Below are 20,099 nucleotides of genomic sequence, written 5' to 3'. Positions count from 1 at the left end.
TGTTCGATGATGAGCTGGGAGTATCGGTTCGATGGCCGAAACCGGCCTGACGCGAATCCGTAACCTGGAACAGCCCGGCACTACCGACAAGTAAACATGACTCTGCGTAATTATCATTGATAATGTCCAGGACCGGAACTCCGGAAAGTCGCAGTCGCAATCTCCCGGTCCGAGCCATCGCCGACCGGGAAGGAGTCGCCGGCGGCCCTGGTCGCGGCTCTCCTGCGGACGCGTGGCGGCTGCCTCGGAGTCCTCTCGGCTGCCTGCTCACCGGGCCTGCTCCCGTCGATCGCCGACGATTGTTCACCGTGGCGACCACATGACGTCATCGGGTGATGACGCAGTCGCGAATCATCTTCAGGGAAACGAAAGAAACTGCGCCGCGTAGCGTTATTGGGTCCGTTTTTTCCGTTATTGACAGCCCTGGTGCGACATGATTATGGTGATCCTCATCGCAGTTGATCGACTCGGGTAGTCAAATGTTCGGCTGGGTGAATTTTCCTCTGCAATCCCCTGACCGGGGGATTCGTATGATCAACGCCATCCAAAGGGGATCGGGACCGGTGAGGAGGAGGTTTCGTCACGCCTCGGTAAATCGCGATCAGTGATGCGCGAAACCGGATGGCGCGGGCTGTCGAAAACATATCGGAAAGGTGATTCCGATCGTGCAAGAAAAGGCACCTGTTCCTGGCGGCGACTATTTCCGTTGTATCGGCGTGGGTGTGGGACCGGCGAACCTGAGTCTCGCCTCGCTGTTGTACGCGCATCCCGAAGTGACGAATCGCTTCATAGATAAGCGACCCTGTTTCGGGTGGCATGACGGCCAGCAGCTCGAGGACGCCGCATTACAAGTATCGACTCTCAAGGATCTGGTAACCCTCACCGATCCGACGAACGCGTTCTCGTTCCTGTCGTATCTGCGTGCCCACGGCCGGCTGTACCACTTCATCAACGCCCAGTTCGACTCGGTCCCCCGCCAGGAGTTCCGTAACTACATGGAGTGGGCCAGCCGCATGAACCACAACGTGGTTTTCGGCGAAGAAGTGCTGTCGATCGACTTCGACGGGCTGTTCCACATCAGGACCACGAGCAACACCCTGCGCGCCGAGAACGTCGTGCTCGGCGTCGGCACGGAGCCCTGGCTGCCCGCGCATGCCCGCGACGCCGTAGGCGACGACCAGTTCCACGTCAGCGAGTTCGTCGGCAAGGCAGGCGACCTCGGCGGTAAGCGGGTGGCCGTGGTCGGCGGCGGACAGTCCGGCGCGGAGGCGTTCCTCAACCTCATCTCACGCCCCAAGCGCCAGTTGCCGCGCCGGGTCGTGTGGATCTCGCGCCGGCAGAACTTCCTGCCCATCGACGACTCGCCGTTCACCAACGACTACTACACGCCATCGTTCTCCGACTACTTCTCCCGGCTGGAGCCTTCGGTCCGCGAGGCGTTCAACCAGCGCCACATCCTGACCAGCGACGGCATCTCCGAGGTGACGCTGCGCGAGATCTACCAGCGCGCGTACGTGCATCGGTTCGTCGAAGGCGCGGTCGACCTGTTCGCGCTCTATCCCAACCGAGAGGTGTTGCACGTGACCGGCGACGACGGCGGCGGATGGGATCTGGCGATCGGCCACAACGACCTCCGCCACGTCACGGAGCACATCGACGTCGACGTCATCGTCTGGGCGACCGGTTTCCGTCCGGCGCGGACGGATTTCCTCGCCCCGATCGCGCACCGCCTGGAGCGTGAGGGCGACGAGTACCGGATCGACGACAGCTTCGCGGTCGTGTGGGACGGGCCGCAGGACCGCAACATCTTCGTACAGAACGGCGCGCGGCGGCAGCGCGGCCTCGCGGACCCGAACCTGAGCCTGAACGCCTGGCGGGCCCAGCGCATCCTCGATCGCCTGCGCGGCGTGAACACCGAGAGCCAGACCGCCTCGTTCATCGAGTGGTCGGCCAAACTCCAACCCGACGATCGGGCGGGCCGGGAGCACCAGGGCCAGGAGATCCACCGGTGAGCCGGCCGACGGTCGTGGTGGTGGGCGCGGGCATCGTCGGATGCCTCGTCGCACGGGAGATCACGGATCGCGCCGCCGACGCCGAGGTCGTCGTCGTCGACCGGGACGGCGTGGGCAGCGGCGCGTCCCGGCGCTCGGCCGGGCTGCACTTCCCGCGCGGCGCCTCCGAGCGGGTGCGCCGGATGACCGCCTACAGCGAGGACTGGTACCGGCGGCTGCTCGGCGCCGACCCCGGCGCGCCGATCCACCCGCTCCCGATGACCGTGGTCGCCTCATCCGAGCGGGCCGCCGAGGTGCACGAGGCGTACCTGCCCAGCGCCAAGCTGACACCGGTCGCGGCGCCGGACGACGACCGGGTCGTGCTGCCCGCCGGCGCGGTGGCGTGGACCGGCGACGGCTGCCAGCACGCCGACGTCCACGCCCTGTCGCTGCGCCTGGCACGCGGGCTGCGCCCCGCCGTCCCGTTCCGGGAGGGCATCGCCGTCACCGAGCTCGTGTCCCGGCCGGGCGGCGTCACGCTGCGGCTGGGGTCGGGGGAGGACCTCACCGCCGACCAGGTGGTGCTCGCCCCCGGGCCCTGGATACACGCGCCGGCCTGGCGCGACCTGCTCGCCCCGCACGGGGTGCGGGTCAAGAAGGTGATCGCCCTGCACATCGAGGACCGGCCGGGCCCGGGCGCCCCCTGCGTCGTCTTCCACGACGAGGACGCGTTCCTGCTCCCGCTGGCCGACCGCGGCCACTGGTTGTTCAGCTACACCTGCCAGGAATGGGACGTCGACCCCGACCGGCCGACGGACGGCCTGCACGCCGAGCACCTCGCAGAGGCCCGCGCCACGCTCGCGCTGTACGCGCCGGAACTCGCCGCCCGCTGCACGTCGGGCCGGGTGTTCTGTGACGCCTACACACCCGACCGCCGGCCGCTGGTGCGGGCACTCGATCCGGCCGGCCGGGTCGTGTTCGCCGGTGGCGCCAACGGATCCGGATACCGCCTCGCCCCGGCGATCGCCGCCGAGGCGGTCGACCTCCTCGACCTGACGTCCAGCCGTAGGAGCCAATGGTGATCATCAGTTCGTACGACGCAGGCGCGCTGCATGAGCTGTTCGGCATCGACATGAGTTCGATCGACGGGCTGGGGGTCGGCGCCGGATGGGGCCGCGTGGTTCCGGGCGGACGGTCCGACGCCCACCAGCACGACGAGACCGAGACCTTCGTGATCGTCCAGGGCACCGGCGACCTGATCGTGGACGCGCGCAGGTACCCCGTGCACGCGGGCGTCGTGGCCCAGTTCGAGCCGTTCGAGACGCACGTCATCGAGAACACCGGCGACGAGGACCTGCTGTTCGCGACGCTGTACTGGCGGGATCCGGAGCGGGCCGGCCGGCAGGCGGCGCGGGTCGAGCGCGGCCGGCTGCGGGACCGCCCGGTCTTCGTCTTCTCCACCCCGCCCACCCCGAACGGCGACCTGCACCTTGGCCACCTCTCCGGCCCGTACCTCGGCGCGGACGTCTTCGTACGGTTCCAACGCCTCAACGGCGCCCAGGCCTGGCACCTCACCGGCAGCGACGACTACCAGAGCTATGTGACCGAGTGCGCCCGGCGTGAGGGCCGCACCCCGGCGGAGACGGCGGCGCACTACAGCGCGGAGATCGCCGAGACGCTCCGAATGATGGACATCCCGCTCGACCAGTACACGGTGACCGACGCGGATCCGGCCTACCGCCCCGGGCTGCAGGCGTTCTTCTCCCGGCTGGCCGCCTCCGGCGCGGTCGCCCCCGCCGAGGCGCCCGCCCTGCTCGGGCCGGACGGCCGCTACCTCTACGAGGTCGACGTGTCCGGCGGCTGCCCCACCTGCGGCGGGCCCACCGGCGGCAACATCTGCGAGGAGTGCGGCGAGCCCAACTTCTGCCACGACCTGGTCGACCCGGCCGTCCGGCACTCCGACGCGGCCCCGCGGGTCGCCGAGGTGACCCGCTTCATGCTGCCGCTGCACCGGTTCGCCCCCGACGTGGCCCTGCACCACCATCTCGGCCGCGTACCGGCACGCCTGCGCGAGCTCGCCGAGCGCCTGTTCGCCCGGCCCGGCGTCGACGTGGCGATGACCCACCCGTCGGACTGGGGTGTGCCGCCGCGGGAGGACGGCGCACCGGGCCAGGTCATCTGGGTCTGGCCGGAGATGTCGTACGGGTTCCTGCACGGCATCGCCGAGCTCGGGCGGCGACTGGGCCGGGACTGGCGCGCCGACGCGCCCCAGCCGGACTGGAAGATCGTGCACTTCTTCGGGTACGACAACAGCTTCTACCACGCGATCCTCTACCCGGTGCTCTACAAGCTCGCCTTCCCGGACTGGGCGCCGGACATCGACTACAACGTCAACGAGTTCCTGCTGCTCGACGGCGCCAAGTTCAGCACCAGCCGGCGGCACGCCATCTGGGGCAAGGAGATCCTGACCCCCGGCACGGTCGACGCGGTGCGCTACTACCTGTCCCGGATCCGCTCCGAGGGGCGGCGCACCAACTTCGAGGTCGGCGCGTACGAGAGCGCGGTGCGTGACCGGCTGGTCGGGACCTGGCAGGACTGGCTGCACGACCTCGGGCGGCGGATGGCGGAGCGGTACGACGGACTGGTCCCCGACGCCGGCAACTGGACGCCGGAGCACACCGCCTTCCTGGCCCGGCTCGACACCCGCCGCGCCGCTGTCGCCGGGGCGCTCGGTCCCGACGGGTTCTCGCTCAACCAGGCCGTGGCCGAACTCGACGGGCTGGTGGACGACGTACGGCGGTTCGCCTCGCTGGAGGCGGGATCGTCGACGTCCCCGGCCTGGCGCGACGAGGCCCGCACCGCCATCGCGCTCGAACTGGCGGCGGCCAAGCTGCTGGCCGTCTGCGCGGCCCCGGTGATGCCGAGATTCGCCGCGAAGCTCGCCGCGGCGCTGGGCGGCGGCGAGATCGACACCTGGCCGCAGACGGTGACGCTGGTCACCCCCGGATCCCGGGTCACCCTCGCCGACCAGACCTTCTTCACCGATCCGCGTCCCGCCGTCGACGCCGAGCTGGCCGGCTGGCTCACCGCCACCGTGGCCGAGACGCTGCAGCTCGAAGCGGAACCGCCGGCCGCCGACCTGAGCCTGGTCTCCCTCGGAGCGGCGTCGCTGCACGCGGTCACCCTGCAGTACCGGATCCTCGAACACACCGACGTCGAGGTATCGGTCGAGGAACTGCTCGGGTCCACCATCACGGAGCTGGCCGCCCTGATCGCTCAACGGACGCAGGCGGGGATGGAGGTGGCTCTGGCGTGAGCGTCACCGAGCTGCTGCACGATGTCACCTCGCGCGGCTTGACGCTCACCGCCGTCGGCGGCGACCTGCGGCTCCAGGGGCCCACCGAGAGGATGGACGCCGAGCTGGTGGCCCGCATCCGGGCGGCCAAGCCCGACCTCCTCGCGCACCTCACCGCGCCGACCGGCCTCGAGCCGACCCCGCTGCAGGGCGCCTACCTGTACGGCCGGAGCGAGCTGGTCGAGCTCGGCAACGTCGCCAGCCACGTCTACCACGAGATCGAGGGCGTCTGGGACGTCGAACGGCTGGAGCGGGCGCTGTGGTCGGTGGTGCACCGCCACGACGCCCTGCGCGTCTCGTTCACCCCGGACGGCCGTCAGATCGTGCATGATCGGGTGCCGGTGCGCATCCGGGTGCGCGACCTGCGGGCCCTGCCGGAGCGCGCCAGGCTGAGCAGCCTCGAGTCGTATCGGGAGCGCTGCTCGCACCGGATGTCGCCCGTCGACCGGCCGCCCCTGGTCAGGGCCGAGGTCAGCGTCCTCGCCGACGACCGGATGGTGCTGCACGTCGGCCATGACGGACTGGTCATGGACGGGATCAGCATGTTCCTGTTCTTCCGCGAGTGGTGGCGCGCGTACCAGGACGACGGAACCGGGCGGGACGGCCGGGACGATCCCGGCGTGCCGCTCGCGGACTACGTGGCGGAGCTGGGCCGGGCCCGCGACCGGGCGCCCGCGCGGCGCTCGCGGCGCTACTGGACCGACCGGGTCGACGACCTCGCGCCCATGCCGGACCTTCCACTGGCCACCAGCCCGTCCTCGATCGCCCGGCCCCGGTTCACCCAGCGGCTGGTCCGGCTCGCCGCCTCCCCATGGCGCGAGCTGAAGCGGCGTGCCGCCGCCGGCGGCATCACCCCACCGGCGCTGCTGCTGGCCGGCTACGCGCAGACGCTCCACTACTGGGGGGCCGGAGACCGGTTCACGCTGAACACGACCTTCGCGAACCGGCCGCCGATCCACCCCCGGATGGCCGACGCCGTCGGGCAGTTCTCCGACGTCATGCTGGTCGAGGTCGGATTCGGAACCGGCGCCACCTTCGAGGAGTGGGCGCGGTCCCTGCAGGGGCGGCTGCACGGCGCCATCGAGAACCGGCACCACTCCGGCGTCGAGGTGCTGCGGGAGCTGGGACGGCGCGGCCGCGCCGCCCGAGCGCCGTACACCTTCAACTGCGCGATCGGCCACGTCCAGGCGGACGTGGACGGGACGGCGCTGGAGCTGTTCGGCCGGGAGACCTTCACAGTGAGCCAGACCCCGCAGGTGTGGCTGAACGTGTTCGCGATGGAGCGGCACGGCGGGCTCGTCATCCAGATCGACGGGGTGGACGAGCTGTTCCCCGAGGGGCTGCTCGACGCGCTGGCCACCGGCTACCAGCGGCTGCTGGACGGGCTGTGCGCCGGAGACGGCTGGACCGCCGTGGCCCCCGACCTGCTGCCGCCCGAGCAGCGGCGGCGGCGCGACGAGGCCAACGACACGTCCGCGCCGCAGTCCGACCGGCCACTCGCCGACGCGTTCGCCGAGCACGCCCGCCTGCGGCCGGACGCCCCGGCCGTCATCGCCGGCGGCACGGCGATGAGCTACGGCGAGCTGCATCGGCGTGCCCGCCGCGTCGCCGCCTGGCTGCGGCGGCACCAGGTGGGCCGGGACGAGCTGGTCGGCCTGGTGATGACGCGCGGGCCCGAGCAGATCGTCGGCATCCTGGGCACCGTGCTGGCCGGCGCGGCCTACCTGCCGGTCGACGCGGGGCTGCCGGCGGCGCGCCGGACGTACATGCTCCGCGATGGGCGGGTGCGGTGCGTGCTCAGCAACGTCGGCGTCCCCGACGGTGTCCCGGACGGCGTGGAGGTGTTGCGGCTGCCCGGCGACGTCGACGCCGCCGCGGAGGAGCCGGCCGACCCGTCTCCGCCGCCGGGCACGGGCCCGGACGACCTCGCCTACGTGCTCTACACCTCCGGCACCACCGGAGACCCGAAGGGCGTCATGGTCAGCCGACGCAGCGTGGCCAACGTCGTGGCCGACTGCAACGCCCGTTTCGGCGTGGACGCGAGCGACCGGTTCTTCGGCATCAGCGCGTTCAACTTCGACCTGTCGGCCTACGACGTCTTCGGGGCGCTCAATGCCGGGGCGGCGATCGTGCTGCCGGATGCGGACCGGGCGGCCGACCCGGACCACTGGCTCGACCTGTGCGCGTCGGCCGGGGTGACGGTGTGGAACTCCGTACCGGCGATCGTCGGCCTGCTGAACGAGCAGGCGGCCGGTCGTCCGGAGTCGCTGCCCGACCTGCGGCTCGTCATGATGAGCGGCGACCGGATCCCGCCGGGGCTGCCCGCCCAGCTCCTGCGGCTCAAGCCCGACCTGGAGATCTGCTCGCTGGGCGGCCCCACCGAGACCACGATCTGGAACATCCTGCACCCTGTCGGGGCCGCCGACGACGGCGGCCGGAGCATCCCGTACGGCCGGCCCAACGCCAACAACCGCGCGTACGTGCTCGACGCCGCCGGGCGGGACACACCCGACTGGGTGACCGGCGAGATCTGCGCCGCCGGGGTCGGGCTGGCCCGCGGCTACTGGGGCGACCCGGAGCGCACCGCGGAGCGGTTCCGGGTCGACGAGCGGCCCGGCGAGCGGCAGGGCGAGCGGCAGGGCGAGCGGCAGGGCGAGCGGCAGGGCGAGCGGCAGGGCGAGCGGATCTACCGAACCGGCGACCTCGGCCGATACCTGCCGAACGGCGAGATCGAGATCCTCGGTCGCGGCGATTTCCAGATCAAGGTGAACGGCTACCGCATCGAGGCCGGCGAGGTCGAGACGCGGCTGGTCGGCCTGGAGGCGGTGAAACAGGCGGCGGTCGTGCGCCAGGAAGGCGCGCGGGGCGACCGGCTGGTGGCCCACCTCGCCGCCGCCGGTGACGCCAGGCCGGACGCCGAGGAGATCCGGGGACGGCTGCGCGTGCACCTGCCCGACTACATGATCCCGTCGGCGGTGGTCTGGCACGACGCACTCCCGCTGACCCGCAACGGCAAGGTGGACCGGGCGCGGCTGACCGCCGTCGTGTCACCGGAGGCGGCGTCGGCGGAAACGGTGTCGGCGGAGGCGGAGGCGGAGGCAGCGGCGGAAGCGGAGGCGGAAGCGGTGTCGGCGGAGGCCGGGACGCGGCCACCGGACGGGATCGCCGGCGAGATCGCCATGATGTGGCGGAAGGTGCTGGACGTGCCCGACGTCCCGTACGACGCGACCTTCTACGAGCTCGGTGGTGACTCGCTGGCCGCCGCGCGAGTGCTCGTCGAGGTGCGCAGGCGGTTCCACGTGACGATCCCGCTCGACCAGCTCTACGAGGTGCGCACGGTGTCGGCGATGGCCGCCAGGGTCGCCGCCGCCCGGCGCGGGGAGGGCACGCGATGACCGACTCGATCATCAACCGGATCGTCGGCACCCCGCCGGCTCCAGGTCACCACCTCCGCATCGCCGGGCTCGGCGGAGGTCCGACCGTCGAGCTGACCGAGGTGTACGCGGCGGCGGGCCGGGTCGCGGCCCGGCTGCGCCGGCTGGGCCTGAAGCCGGGCGACCGGATCGGCATCCTCGCGGCGAACTGCCTGGAGTGGGCGCTGCTTGACCTCGCCGCCCTCCGGTGCGGCGTGGTGACCGCGGGTTTCGAGCCGGGGAAGTTCGCTCCGGACCCGGCCTTGCTCGACCGGTACGGCCTGGCCCTGCTGTTCACCGACCGGCCGGAAGCGGCCGGTGCGGATCCGAGGCTGCGGCCGATCGGTGAGGTGAACACGCTGGCCGCGGACACCGGCGCGGTGCCACCGGAACCGGTCGGCCATCCGCCGGACGCGATCACCACGATCAAGTTCACCTCGGGCAGCACCGGCGAGCCGAAGGGCCTGGGGGCCTCGGTCGGCAGCATCGACTCCTCGCTGCGCGCCGTGCAGCAGATGTTCACCCACGGCCCCGGCGACGACATCTTCATCTTCCTGCCGCTCTCCCTGCTGCAGCAGCGGTACTGGATCTACTCGGCGCTGGCGTACGGCCACGACGTCACCCTGAGCAGCTACGAGGCGGCCTTCGCCACGATGCGCCGCGTCCGGCCCACGGTGGTCATGGGCGTCCCGGGCTTCTTCGAGGCGGCGAAGCGGCACATCGAGAGGGAGGCCGAGCGCGGCGGGCTCGACCCGGCCGAAGCCGGGCGGCGGCTGTTCGGCGACCGCATCCGCTACCTGTGGACCGGGTCGGCTCCGGCGAGCGCGGCCATGCTGCGGTTCTTCGACGCCAACGAGCTGCCCATCTACGAGGGATACGGTCTCAACGAGACCTGCATCGTCACGAAGAACCATCCGGGCGCCAGCCGCGAGGGCAGCGTCGGACGGGTGCTTCCGGGCAAGCGGGTGCTGATCGGCCCCGACGGAGTGGTCAGCATCGCCGCCGACCATCCCGTGAACGTGCGCTACGAGTACGCCGCGCCCGGCGAGTCGGAACGGGTCTTCGGCCCCGGCGGTTTGGTGCGTACCGGCGATCTGGGCTACCTCGACGAGGACGGCTACCTGTTCATCCTGGGCCGCGCCGACGACGTGATCGTGCTCGACAACGGCAAGAAGGTGATCGTGCGGCCGATCGAGGAGCGGCTGCGCGCCAGCCCGGAGATCGAGCAGTGCGTGGTCTTCTGCCCGACGCAGACGCACCTGGTGGCGGTGGTGTCGCCGGCCCGGCAGCCCGCCGACGCCGAGGCGATCGCGGCGCACCTGGCCGAGGCCAACGAGGTGCTCGCGCCCGACGAGCGGATCCACCGCGTGGTGGTGGCCGGCACTCCGTTCAGCATCGGAAACGGCCTGCTCACCTCGCAGTACAAGCCGCGACGCAAGGAGATCTTCAACATGTACCAGTCGGATATCACGACGATCGGGGAGGGTGTCCATGTCCGCTGAGCTGGAGGCGACCGTCCGCGACCGGGTGGCACAGGTGGTCGAGGACGTGGCCGCGGACGAGATCGACCTCGACGCCGACCTGGCCGACGAGTACGGCCTGACGTCGTTGAACAAGGTGCTGCTGCTCACGGTCGTCTGCGACGACACGGCGGTGGACCTGTCCAACTTCACCGAGCACGACCTGGCGGCGATGCGGACCGCGCGCCAGATCGTCACCACGCTGTCCGCACACAAGGAACGGATCACGCACGTATGAGCAAGGAAGCGACGATGACCTGGCGGCGACTGGCTCCGGCACTCCTGGAGAACGAGCACGCGCTGCTGCGCCCGGTCACCGAGGCCGACCGCGGGCCCATCCACGAGATCGCGATGGACCCGGATATCTGGCGATACTTCGTGTCCCGGGTGGAGACCGAAGACGACTTCAGCGTGTTCTTCGACACGATGCTCGCCGACCAGGAGGCCGGCCGCCGGGTCGTCTTCGTCGTGGTCGACAAGCGTACGGGGCGTGTCGCCGGCAGCATGAGTTACGGCAACCTGTCCGAACCGGACCGGCGGCTGGAGATCGGCTGGTCCTGGCTGGGCCGTGACTTCCGCGGCCAGGGCGTCAACCGCTGGGCGAAGTACCTGCTGCTGGAGCACGCGTTCGAGGTGCTGCACGCCGAGCGGGTCGAGTTCAAGACCGACGTGCTCAACCTGCAGGCGCGGGCCGGGCTGCGCAACATCGGCGCGCTCGAGGAGGGGGTGCTGCGCAGCTTCAACCCGATGCCGGGCGGCCGCCGCCGGGACGCCGTCTACTACAGCGTGCTGCGCGCCGAGTGGCCCGAGGTCAAGGCGCAGCTCGCCAGCGGGCCCAAGGTGGCGGTCCGGAGCGGAGCCTCCTGATGGTCGCGACGTCCGTCGTGCCGTTCCTGTCCCTTGCCGGCAGCCCGTACGAGATCGGGCTGCGGCACGGACGGGAACGGGCCCCGGCCCTGCGCGCGTTCCTCGACGACGGGCTCTGCCGGCTCAACCGGCTCCTGCCCTCGCCGGTGACGCGCGACGCGCTCGCCCCCGTGCTCGCCGCGTACGGCGAGGCCATCGCGGCAGCCACCCCGGACCTGGCCGAGGAGATCCGGGGACTGGCCGACGGGGCCGGCATCGCGTGGTCCGAGGCGGTCATGCTTCAGGTACGCCGGGAGATCCTCGGCTACCGGAAGGTGCCCACGATGGGCGACTGCACCACCTACGCCCGCAGCGGCGACGTGCCCGTACTGGCGCAGACCGTCGACCTCAACGGCGACCTCGACGACCAGATAGCGGTGCTGCGGGTGGCGGTCTCCGGTTCGCCGCGCCGGACGCTGGTGCTGAGCTTCGGCGGCCTGCTCGGCTACCTCGGGGTGAACAGCAGCGGCCTCGCCATCGGCCTGAACCTGGTGCTCGGGGGTGAGTGGCGGCCCGGGCTGCCGCCGTACCTCGCGATCCGGCACCTGCTGGAGGTCTGCGACAGCGTGGAGCAGGCCGTCGCGGAGCTGCGCGCGCTGCGGCTGGCCAGCTCCAGATCCATCATGCTCTGCGACCGGCGCCAGGCCGGGTACGTCGAGATCCTGGGCGACGAGACGCGCCTGCGGACGGCCGCCCGGCCGGTGCACACCAACCACTACCTCGAGCCCGAGTTCGTTCCCCACGACGAGGTGAACGTGTTCGCACGCAACTCCTCGCGGCGCCGTCTCGCCGCGGCGGGGGAGGCGCTGGATCGGCTGCCGGCCGACGCCGGCGCCGAGCGCCACTTCGAGATCCTGTCCGCGCCGCCGATCTGCGTCGGCGACACCGGCGACATCCGCCGCGAACGCACCGTGGCGGCTGTCGTCGTGTTCCCGGACCGGGGGGAGCTCCATGTCCGCCCGGGTGATCCGTCGCGGTCTCGGACGAGTGTGTTCACCGTAGGGTGATCGGATCGCTACGAGAAGGGAAGACCCGATGACCCTGAACTCCGCCGACCAGCGCCGCCGCGCCGAAGCGTTCGCCTCGCTGCACGAAGGCCCGGCGTTCGTCATCCCGAACCCGTGGGACGCCGGCACCGCGCAAGTGTTCTCGCGGATGGGATTCTCCGCGCTGGCCACCACGAGCTGCGGCCTCGCCCTCGTCCTCGGCCGGCCGGACGGCGCCAACCAGGTCACGCGTGAGGAGACGCTGGCCAACATCGGCGCCATCGCCTCGGCCACCCACCTGCCGGTGTCGGCCGACCTGGAGAGCGGATTCGGAGCCGGCCCCGAGGACGTGGCCGACACGATCCGCCTCGCCGCCGAGGCCGGTGCCGTGGGCGGCTCGATCGAGGACGCCACCGGGGATCCGTCCCGGCCGGTCGCCGACCTGGACGAGGCGGTACGCCGGGTCGAGGCGGCGGTGGAGGCCGCGCGGGCGCTGCCGTTCCGCTTCACCCTCACCGCCCGTGCGGAGAACTTCCTTTACGGACGGCCCGACCTGGATGACACGATCGCCCGGCTGAAGGCGTACGAGGCGGCCGGCGCGGACGTGCTCTACGCCCCGGGCCTGCCCGACCTCGACGCGATCCGGGCCGTCTGCGCCGCGGTCGGCAGGCCGGTCAACGTGCTCGCCGGCGGCTCGTCCGGCGTGACCGTCGCCCAGCTCACCGCCGCGGGCGCCCGGCGCATCAGCCTCGGGTCCTCGCTGGCGCGGGTCGCGGTCAGCGCCACCGTCGCCGCGGCGCGAGAGCTCGCCGAGCACGGCACGTTCGGTTTCTCCCGCGGGGTGCTCGGCTACGCCGAGGCCAACGCGCTGTGGACGGAGGACGCCGGATGATCGCGCCTCCGGTGTTCCTGAGCGCGCCGCACTACGTCCTCGGCGAGACCGAGGTCGACCACGCCGAGCTTTCCGGCCTGGCGGAGCGGGCGCGGGCGTACCGGATGCAGATGTCGCCGGGCCTGTGGGGGTGGGGCACGGTGCGGCGCACCGACCGGAGCCTCGCCGAGCTGGCCGTCGAGACCGGCCGCGCCACCCTGGCGGAGGCCGGTCTCGACCCGGCGGCGGTGTCCGCGCTCGTGCTGTGCTCGACGCGGTTCCCGGGCGGCCCCGCCACGCACGGGCGGTTCGTCGCGGAGATCACCGATGGCATCGGGCTGCGCGAGGCGGCGTTCACCGGGCTCACGCTCAACCGATGCACCAACCTGCTGGCCGGCATCGACCTGGCCGCGGCGCTGGTGGCCGGCGGGCGCCGGCGCACCGTGCTGGTCATCACGACCGACCGCGTCGAGGACGAGGCGGAGCGGATGGAGCAGTTCGCGCTGTTCAGCGACGGCGCGGCGAGCTGTCTGGTGGGGGCCGACCCGTACGGCTCGCCGTACTACGAGATCGTCTCGTGCGCCTCGGCGCAGGACAACGCGGACCTCGACTGGTCGCACGAGATCAGCGCGGACCTGTCGCGAAGGGTCAACGAGGCGCTGCTCAAGCCCGGTGGGCTGACGCTCGGCGACGTCGACGCCCTGCTGCACGCGAACCTGTACATACCGATCCTGACCATGAAGGAGCGCCTGGCGGGTTTCTCCGCCGGGCAGCTCGACACCCGCAACGTCGCCCGGGTCGGCCACTGTTTCGCGGCGGACCCGTTGATCAATCTGGTCGACCGGGCGGCCGAAGGGCGGGTCGCCGCCGACGCGGCGTTCATCCTCGCCGTCAGCGTGCCCGGTGTGCGGCACGGCATCCTGCTGCGCGCCGGCCGGTAGCGGCGGCCACGACTCTGGGGAGGTAACAGTGCCAGGCTTCGAACTTCCGGATCGGATGACGTCGCTGCCGGCCGCCAGGGCCGAATTCGACCCGGACGTGCGCCAGGCCGCCCGCGACCTGCTCGCCGCGCCGCCGGTGGACATCCTCACCCGCCTGCTGCACGACCAGGAGTCGCAGGTCGCGCTGCTGGTGGCACGTCACGTCATCGAAGGATTCCGGACGGCGGCCGACCACGACGCCCCCACCGGCGATCCCGTCGACGGGCTCGTCGACGACGTCGCCGGCCGGGTTCTCGGGCTGCGGGCCGACCTGGTGCGGAAGCTGGCCGCGCTGCCGAGCGCTCCCGCCGAGGTCACCGCCGCCGTGCTCCGGGAACGCGCGGCGGTGGCGCTCATCGGCGGCTGCTGGCTCGACGTCGTGTCCCAGCCGGCCACCCAGCCCGCCGTGGTGGTGAACCGGCTGTTCGGGCAGCACTTCCGGCTGCAGGGCGAGGGAAACCCGCGGAAGGGCGTGCATCACCTGCGCCGCGTGGCGCTGGAGCAGGCCGGCGTCCATCTGCCGGACGTCGGAGCCGACGACTTCGCGGCCAAGGCGGGGACCCGGCCGCTCACCGCGCTGCACGCGCTGTTCTACCTGAGCCTGTCGCGGCTGCCGGCGAGCTTCCTGCCCGAGGTCGTCGCAGTGCACTACGTGTGCCACGCCCTGGGCGTCGACGAGGCGCTGCTGGGCCTGCCCGCCCCGCTGGACGAGGCGGAGCTGCGTGCCGGGCTGGCCGAGTACGTCGAACTGACCCGCGGTTCACCCACCGGGCAGGCGGACCGGCGCCGCCTGCTGGCCGCCGTCGAGCTCGCGATGACCCTGGAGCGGGAGCAGGTCGACGTGCTCACCGAGGTCGCCCGGCGGGAGGCGGACCTGCCGCTGGAGGCGAGGGTCGCCGCGATCATCGAACGGCACCGGCCGTTCGCCGGGCGCCAGCATCGCGACGTACGCGTGGCCGGTCGGCGGCTGACCGAGGTGTTCGACGACCCCGGCTTCGACGTGGCCGCGTTCGTCCGCACCTTCCGCGACTCCCGCCAGCTCAAGCCGATCCACGGCGGCGACGGCCGTTTCCTGCGGGCGATCAAGTTCGGCGGGCCGATGTTCGGCGTGTTCGACGAGCGCGAGGCGGCGGTGTTCGCCGAGTGGGCGGCGCGGGCGGCGGCCGGCGACCTGCCCGACATCGAGATCCCCGCCGACAGGTGCGGCGAGGCGGCGGCCGCGCGCTGGGCGGCGGCGGTCACCGCGAGCGAGCCGTCCGGCGTCAGGTTCGCCGAGGCGCGGCCGGCGGACGACCGGGAGCTGTTCCACCGGCTGGTCAACATCGAGGCGTTCCCCAACACGCTGCCGATCGCACGGACGAAGGCCCTGGCGAACCTGGACGCGGCGGAGGTGCTGTTCGGCCGCGGCGCCGCCGGCCGGTACACGGACGCGAGCTGGTTCGACTACACGCCGCAGGCCCTGCTGGACCGGGTCGACCACATCTACTGGGACAAGCTGGTCGAGCCCTACCGTCCGCTGACCGAGATCCCGGACCGGGACGAGGTCGTCTTCATCCAGAAGACGTTCGCGCTCGGCAGCCTGATCGACGGCACCTGGGCGCACCGGATCGGCAACGTCGGCCGGTACCGGCGGACCAGCGACGGCATGCTCGCCGCCATATACGCCGACGAGATGGGCCGCGGCGACCTGCGGAAGAACCACATCACGCTGATCCACCAGGTGCTGCGCAGCATGGACATCCAGGTGCCGCACATCCGCGAGGACGCCTTCCTCGACCAGGACGAGCTGCCCGACCACCTCTACGGGTTCTCCATCCACCAGATCTGCCTGGCGCTGTTCCCGGACGCCTTCTACAACGAGATCCTCGGCTACAACCTCGGCATCGAGATGTTCGGACTGGGCGAGATGCGGCTGCACGAGGCGCAGAAGCTCAGGCACCACGGCTTCGACCCGATCTACGAGGAGGCCCACCTGTCCATCGACAACTTCTCCGGCGGCCACGCCCGGCAGTCGGCCGAGATCATCATCGCGTACCTGGACGAGGCGGGCCGCACCGTCGGCGACCACGTCGTGCAGGAGGAGTGGCGGCGGATCTGGCGCGGCTACGCCTCCTTCGCGTACTTCGTCGAGCACGCGCTCGTTCGCGAGGCCACCACGCCGCGCACCGCCGAGCTGGTGATCTGATGGCGATCACCGCGACCGCGGCGCCGCCCCGGCTCGGCGGCCCCGACCCGGCCATCCTCGCGCTTCCCTTCTTCGAGCCGCGGCACGCCGAGGTCGCGGCGCGCGTCACCGGCTGGTGCCTGGACCACCGCGAACTGCTGCGGCACGCCGAGGACGCCCCGGACGAGGGCGGCCGTCGCATCCTGCGGGGCCTCGGCGAGGCGGGGCTGCTGGCGTTCCTCGATCCCGGCTCCGATCCCGGCTCCGATCCCGGCTCCGCTCCCGGCTCCGATCCCGGCTCCGCTCCCGGCTCCGATCCCGGCTCCGGATCCGACGCCGGGCACGCCGGAGACGGCGACCTGCGCAGCCTGTGCGTCGCCCGGGAGGTGCTGGCCTACGCGGGCGACCTGGCCGACTTCGCGCTGGCGATCCAGACGCTGGCCGCCACCCCGATCCTGCGGTACGGCACGGCCGCGCAGCGGCGGCGCTACCTGCCGGGCCTCGCCGCCGGCACGCTGCAGGCCGCGTTCGCGGTCTCCGAACCGCAGGCCGGATCCGACGTCGCCGCGATCACCACCACCGCCGAGCGGGACGGCGACGGCTACACGCTGCACGGTGTCAAGGCGTGGATCGCGGGCGGCGGAACCGCCGACGTCTACTGCGTGATCGCACGTACCGGCGAGGGGGGCGGGTCGCTCGGCCTCAGCGCCCTGCTCGTGCCTGCCGGCGCTCCGGGGTTCACGGTGGAACCGGTCGCGGTGACCGCGCCACGGGCGTTCGCCCACCTGCGCTTCGACGGCGTCCGGCTGCCCGCCGACGCGCTGCTCGGCCGGGCGGGCGGCGGCTTCCCCCTGGCGATGGAGGTACTCGACCGGTTCCGCATGACCGTGGGCGCCGCCGCGCTCGGCTTCGCCCGCCGGGCCGCCGACGCGGCACTCGCGCACGCCCGGCGGCGGCGCATCTACGGCGGACCGCTGCTCGACCTGGCCACCACGCGGGCGGCGCTCGCCGACATCGAGGTGAAGCTGAACGCCGCGGCGCTGCTCGTCGCGCGCGCCGCCTGGGAGGTCGACCAGGGCAACCGCCGCTACCCGCGGCACTCCAGCATCGCCAAGCTCTACGCGACCGAGGTCGCGCAGGAGATCGTCGACGCCTGCGTGCAGATGCACGGTGCCGCCGGCCTGGTGGCCGGCAGTTTGCCGGAACGCCTCTACCGGCAGATCAGGTCTCTGCGAATCTACGAGGGCACGTCGGAGGTGCAGCGCTCCGTCATCGCCGGCTCCCTGGACGTCCGGCGGGCGGAGAAGAGCCACGACCTGTTCGCCGACGACGCGAGCCACGTCCGAGACCGCTGAAGGAGCGACAATGACGAGCCCGTCCGAGCTCACCCCGATCACCGCGGTGACCGCCGCGGACCCCTACCCCTGGTACGCCGACCTCGTCAGGAACCGGCCGTTCGGCTGGGACGAGGGGCTCGGCATGTGGGTCGCCGCGAGCGCCGAGGCGGTCACCGCCGTCCTCGGCGAGCCGGCACTGCGGGTCCGCCCGCCGGCCGAGCCGGTGCCCGCGGGCATCGTCGGCACCCCGGCGGGGGACGTGTTCGGGCACCTCGTCCGGATGACCGACGGGCCGGCGCAGCAGCGGTACAAGCGGGCCGTACGCGCGGCGCTCGGCCACCCGCGCACCGAGGAGATCACCGGCCTGGCCGCCGAGCGCACGTCCCGCGCGCTCAAGCACTCCGGCCCGCCGCCGCTGCGCGAGCTGATGTTCTCGGTGCCGGCGCGGGTCGTCGCCGGCCTGTGCGGGCTGGACGACGAGGCGGCCGACGAGGCCGGCCGGCTCATCGCCGACTTCGTGCAGTGCATTCCGGCGTCGGCAACCCCGGAACAGCAGGCGGCCGCCGCCCGGGCCGCCGCCGCGCTGCAGGGCCTGCTCACGCCGTACCTGGACGAGCACGGGACCGGAGTGCTGGGTGAGCTGATCCGCGCCGCCCGCCGCGACGGATCGCCGGCCATCGCCCACGAGGACGTCGCGCCACTGCTGGCGAACGGCGTCGGCCTGCTGTCACAGACCTACGACGCGACCGCCGGCCTGATCGGGAACACGCTGGTCGCCCTGGCGACGGGCGTCGCCGAGGCCCCGCGCGAGCCCGGGCGCTGGCGGGCGCTCGCCCGGGAGGTGGCCCGGTTCGACGCCCCCGTGCAGAACACCCGAAGGTTCGCCGCGGCGCCGGTCACGGTGGCCGGCGCCGAGGTGCCGGAGGGCGCCTCGGTGCTCGTGGTGCTGGCCGCCGCCAACCGCGACCCGGCGGCGAACGCCGCACCCGACGAGTTCCGCGACGACCGTTCCGACGCGGCGATCTTCACATTCGGTGCGGCCGCGCACCGCTGCCCGGGTGAGGAGGTGGCCGTCGCGATCGCCGCGGCCGTGGTCGCCGAACTGCTCGCGCAGGGCTTCGACCCGGCCTCGCTGAGGCGGCCGGTGAGCTATCTGCCGCTGGCGAACGCCAGGATCCCGGTCCTGTGACCCACCCCGGGTCCTGACACCAGACCGAATACCGACACAACGGCACCGGAGGGCCGCATGTCCGAGGTGGTGAAGACTCCAGGCGCGTTACGCGACCCGGAGTTCCTGAAGTTCTGGATCGGCGAGACGGTCTCGCTGATGGGCGCGGAGCTGACGCGCTTCGCGCTGCCGCTGGTGGCCGTGCTCAGCCTCAGCGCCTCGGCATTCGAGGTCGGCGTCGTCAACGCGATGCGGTACGGGCCCATCGTCGTGGTGTCGCTGTTCGCCGGTGTCTGGCTGGACCGGCGACGGCGCCGGCCGGTGCTGATCGCGAGCAACCTGGGCCGCGCGCTGTTCATCGCCCTGGTGCCGATCGCCGCGCTCTCGGGCTTCCTGTCGATCTGGCTGCTCTGCGTCGTCGCCGTCGCGATCGGCACGCTCACCGTCATCTTCGACGTCGGGTCGCTGTCGTTCGTGCCCAATGTGGTCGACCGGTCGCAGCTCGCCGACGCCAACGGCCGGCTGCAGACCTCCTTCTCGCTCGCGATGATCGCCGGGCCCAGCCTGGGCGGCCTCCTCGTCGGCCTGCTCACCGCCCCGGTGACGCTGACGCTCAACGCCGTCTCGTACCTGTTCTCGGTCGTGATGATCCGCTCGATGCGGGTCACCGAACCCGAACCCGAGCCGCCCGCCGAGAACATGACCCTGCGCGACCGGATCGCCGAGGGCCTGCGGGCGGTGTACGGCAGCGCGGTGCTGCGCAACCTGCTCACCCAGTCGGCCACCTTCAACCTCGCGCAGAACGCGATGTTCACCGTCTTCGTGGTGTACACGGTGCGGACCGTCGGGCTCAGCGCCAAACAACTGGGCCTGGTGCTCGGCATCGGGGCCTTCGGCTCGTTGTTCGGCGCGCTGACGGCCAACCGGGTGACCAGATCGCTCGGCCTCGGCCGTACCCTGCGGGCCGCGACGTTCACCGCCGCTCTGGCCCCGCTGCTGATCCTCACCGCCCGGGGCGACGGCATCGCGTCCGTCGCGGTCCTCACCGTGGCGCACGCGCTCGCCGGCTACATGCTCGTGATCTACAACGTGAACACGGTGACGCTGCGCCAGGTGGTGACCCCGAACCGGCTGCTCGGCCGGATGAACGCCAGCTACCGGATGGTCCTGTTCGGCACCATCCCGCTCGGGGCGCTGCTCGGCGGCGCGCTCGGCCAGTACCTCGGCCTGCGCCCCGCGATGGTGATCACGGTGGTGCTGCTGACCACGCCGATCGTGTGGACGTTCTTCTCACCCGTGTTCCGGTTGCCCGAGATGCCCACCGGCCCGGTGGACGACATCGCGGCGTTCACCGAGCCCCGACCCGAGCCCGAGCCGGACACCGCGTCCGCCTGACCTATCCCACCCC

General features: G+C 72.1%; 14 protein-coding genes. All 14 read left to right on the top strand.

Annotated elements, in window-relative coordinates; all coding sequences use genetic code 11:
- Positions 1–653 precede the first annotated feature (653 nt).
- Genes IMZ11_RS31775 through IMZ11_RS31710 form a run of 14 tightly spaced genes read left to right on the top strand, consistent with a single transcriptional unit; the run spans position 654 to position 20,086 of the window.
- Positions 654–2,012, top strand: coding sequence for a SidA/IucD/PvdA family monooxygenase (locus IMZ11_RS31775; RefSeq protein ID WP_308066877.1), 1,359 nt, complete (start codon positions 654–656; stop codon positions 2,010–2,012).
- Positions 2,009–3,073 (top strand): FAD-binding oxidoreductase, encoded by a 1,065-nt coding sequence (locus IMZ11_RS31770; protein ID WP_228646107.1) that lies wholly within the window; start codon positions 2,009–2,011, stop codon positions 3,071–3,073. The genes IMZ11_RS31775 and IMZ11_RS31770 overlap by 4 nt, the downstream gene beginning before the upstream one ends.
- On the top strand, positions 3,067–5,307 hold the full coding sequence (locus IMZ11_RS31765) for a class I tRNA ligase family protein (RefSeq protein ID WP_228646106.1): 2,241 nt from the start codon (positions 3,067–3,069) through the stop codon (positions 5,305–5,307). Before IMZ11_RS31770 ends, IMZ11_RS31765 begins: the two co-directional genes overlap by 7 nt.
- Entirely contained in the window at positions 5,304–8,741 is a 3,438-nt protein-coding gene (locus tag IMZ11_RS31760) for a non-ribosomal peptide synthetase (RefSeq protein WP_228646105.1), read from the top strand. The genes IMZ11_RS31765 and IMZ11_RS31760 overlap by 4 nt, the downstream gene beginning before the upstream one ends.
- Positions 8,738–10,261: an AMP-binding protein gene (locus IMZ11_RS31755; protein WP_228646104.1), complete on the top strand. Its 1,524-nt coding sequence runs from the start codon at positions 8,738–8,740 to the stop codon at positions 10,259–10,261. Before IMZ11_RS31760 ends, IMZ11_RS31755 begins: the two co-directional genes overlap by 4 nt.
- Positions 10,251–10,517, top strand: a complete 267-nt coding sequence (locus IMZ11_RS31750; protein WP_061252749.1) for a phosphopantetheine-binding protein — start codon at positions 10,251–10,253, stop codon at positions 10,515–10,517. The genes IMZ11_RS31755 and IMZ11_RS31750 overlap by 11 nt, the downstream gene beginning before the upstream one ends.
- Complete coding sequence (locus IMZ11_RS31745; RefSeq protein WP_228646103.1) at positions 10,514–11,146, top strand: GNAT family N-acetyltransferase; 633 nt, start codon at positions 10,514–10,516, stop codon at positions 11,144–11,146. The genes IMZ11_RS31750 and IMZ11_RS31745 overlap by 4 nt, the downstream gene beginning before the upstream one ends.
- Positions 11,146–12,192, top strand: a complete 1,047-nt coding sequence (locus IMZ11_RS31740) for a C45 family peptidase (RefSeq protein ID WP_228646102.1) — start codon at positions 11,146–11,148, stop codon at positions 12,190–12,192. The genes IMZ11_RS31745 and IMZ11_RS31740 overlap by 1 nt, the downstream gene beginning before the upstream one ends.
- 28 nt (positions 12,193–12,220) lie before the next feature.
- Entirely contained in the window at positions 12,221–13,063 is an 843-nt protein-coding gene (locus IMZ11_RS31735) for an isocitrate lyase/phosphoenolpyruvate mutase family protein (protein ID WP_228646101.1), read from the top strand.
- The gene (locus IMZ11_RS31730) at positions 13,060–13,983 is read left to right on the top strand and encodes a hypothetical protein (protein WP_228646100.1); all 924 of its coding nucleotides are present in this window, start codon (positions 13,060–13,062) and stop codon (positions 13,981–13,983) included. The genes IMZ11_RS31735 and IMZ11_RS31730 overlap by 4 nt, the downstream gene beginning before the upstream one ends.
- A 28-nt stretch (positions 13,984–14,011) precedes the next feature.
- Positions 14,012–16,207 carry an iron-containing redox enzyme family protein gene (locus tag IMZ11_RS46415; RefSeq protein WP_228646099.1) on the top strand — a complete coding sequence of 732 codons (2,196 nt, stop codon included), beginning with the start codon at positions 14,012–14,014 and terminating at the stop codon, positions 16,205–16,207.
- Positions 16,207–17,541: an acyl-CoA dehydrogenase family protein gene (locus IMZ11_RS31720; protein ID WP_228646098.1), complete on the top strand. Its 1,335-nt coding sequence runs from the start codon at positions 16,207–16,209 to the stop codon at positions 17,539–17,541. Before IMZ11_RS46415 ends, IMZ11_RS31720 begins: the two co-directional genes overlap by 1 nt.
- Positions 17,542–17,551: 10 nt before the next feature.
- Positions 17,552–18,712, top strand: coding sequence for a cytochrome P450 (locus IMZ11_RS31715; RefSeq protein WP_228646097.1), 1,161 nt, complete (start codon positions 17,552–17,554; stop codon positions 18,710–18,712).
- 57 nt (positions 18,713–18,769) lie between these two features.
- A complete protein-coding gene (locus tag IMZ11_RS31710; protein ID WP_228646096.1) occupies positions 18,770–20,086 on the top strand; it encodes an MFS transporter in 1,317 nt (438 codons plus the stop codon).
- The last annotated feature ends 13 nt before the right edge of the window (positions 20,087–20,099 follow it).

The sequence above is a fragment of the Microtetraspora sp. AC03309 genome (assembly GCF_020826795.1).
GTDB lineage: Bacteria > Actinomycetota > Actinomycetes > Streptosporangiales > Streptosporangiaceae > Microtetraspora > Microtetraspora glauca.
The sequence above is the reverse complement of the archived record's forward strand: the minus strand, read 5'-3'. Positions and strand labels throughout refer to the sequence as shown.

Coding starts and splice junctions, on each gene's coding strand:
- IMZ11_RS31765 (WP_228646106.1), top strand. CDS start 3,067: ATGGTGATCATCAGTTCGTACGACGCAGGCGCGCTGCATGAGCTGTTC.
- IMZ11_RS31755 (WP_228646104.1), top strand. CDS start 8,738: ATGACCGACTCGATCATCAACCGGATCGTCGGCACCCCGCCGGCTCCA.
- IMZ11_RS31750 (WP_061252749.1), top strand. CDS start 10,251: ATGTCCGCTGAGCTGGAGGCGACCGTCCGCGACCGGGTGGCACAGGTG.
- IMZ11_RS31745 (WP_228646103.1), top strand. CDS start 10,514: ATGAGCAAGGAAGCGACGATGACCTGGCGGCGACTGGCTCCGGCACTC.
- IMZ11_RS31740 (WP_228646102.1), top strand. CDS start 11,146: ATGGTCGCGACGTCCGTCGTGCCGTTCCTGTCCCTTGCCGGCAGCCCG.
- IMZ11_RS31735 (WP_228646101.1), top strand. CDS start 12,221: ATGACCCTGAACTCCGCCGACCAGCGCCGCCGCGCCGAAGCGTTCGCC.
- IMZ11_RS31730 (WP_228646100.1), top strand. CDS start 13,060: ATGATCGCGCCTCCGGTGTTCCTGAGCGCGCCGCACTACGTCCTCGGC.
- IMZ11_RS31720 (WP_228646098.1), top strand. CDS start 16,207: ATGGCGATCACCGCGACCGCGGCGCCGCCCCGGCTCGGCGGCCCCGAC.
- IMZ11_RS31715 (WP_228646097.1), top strand. CDS start 17,552: ATGACGAGCCCGTCCGAGCTCACCCCGATCACCGCGGTGACCGCCGCG.
- IMZ11_RS31710 (WP_228646096.1), top strand. CDS start 18,770: ATGTCCGAGGTGGTGAAGACTCCAGGCGCGTTACGCGACCCGGAGTTC.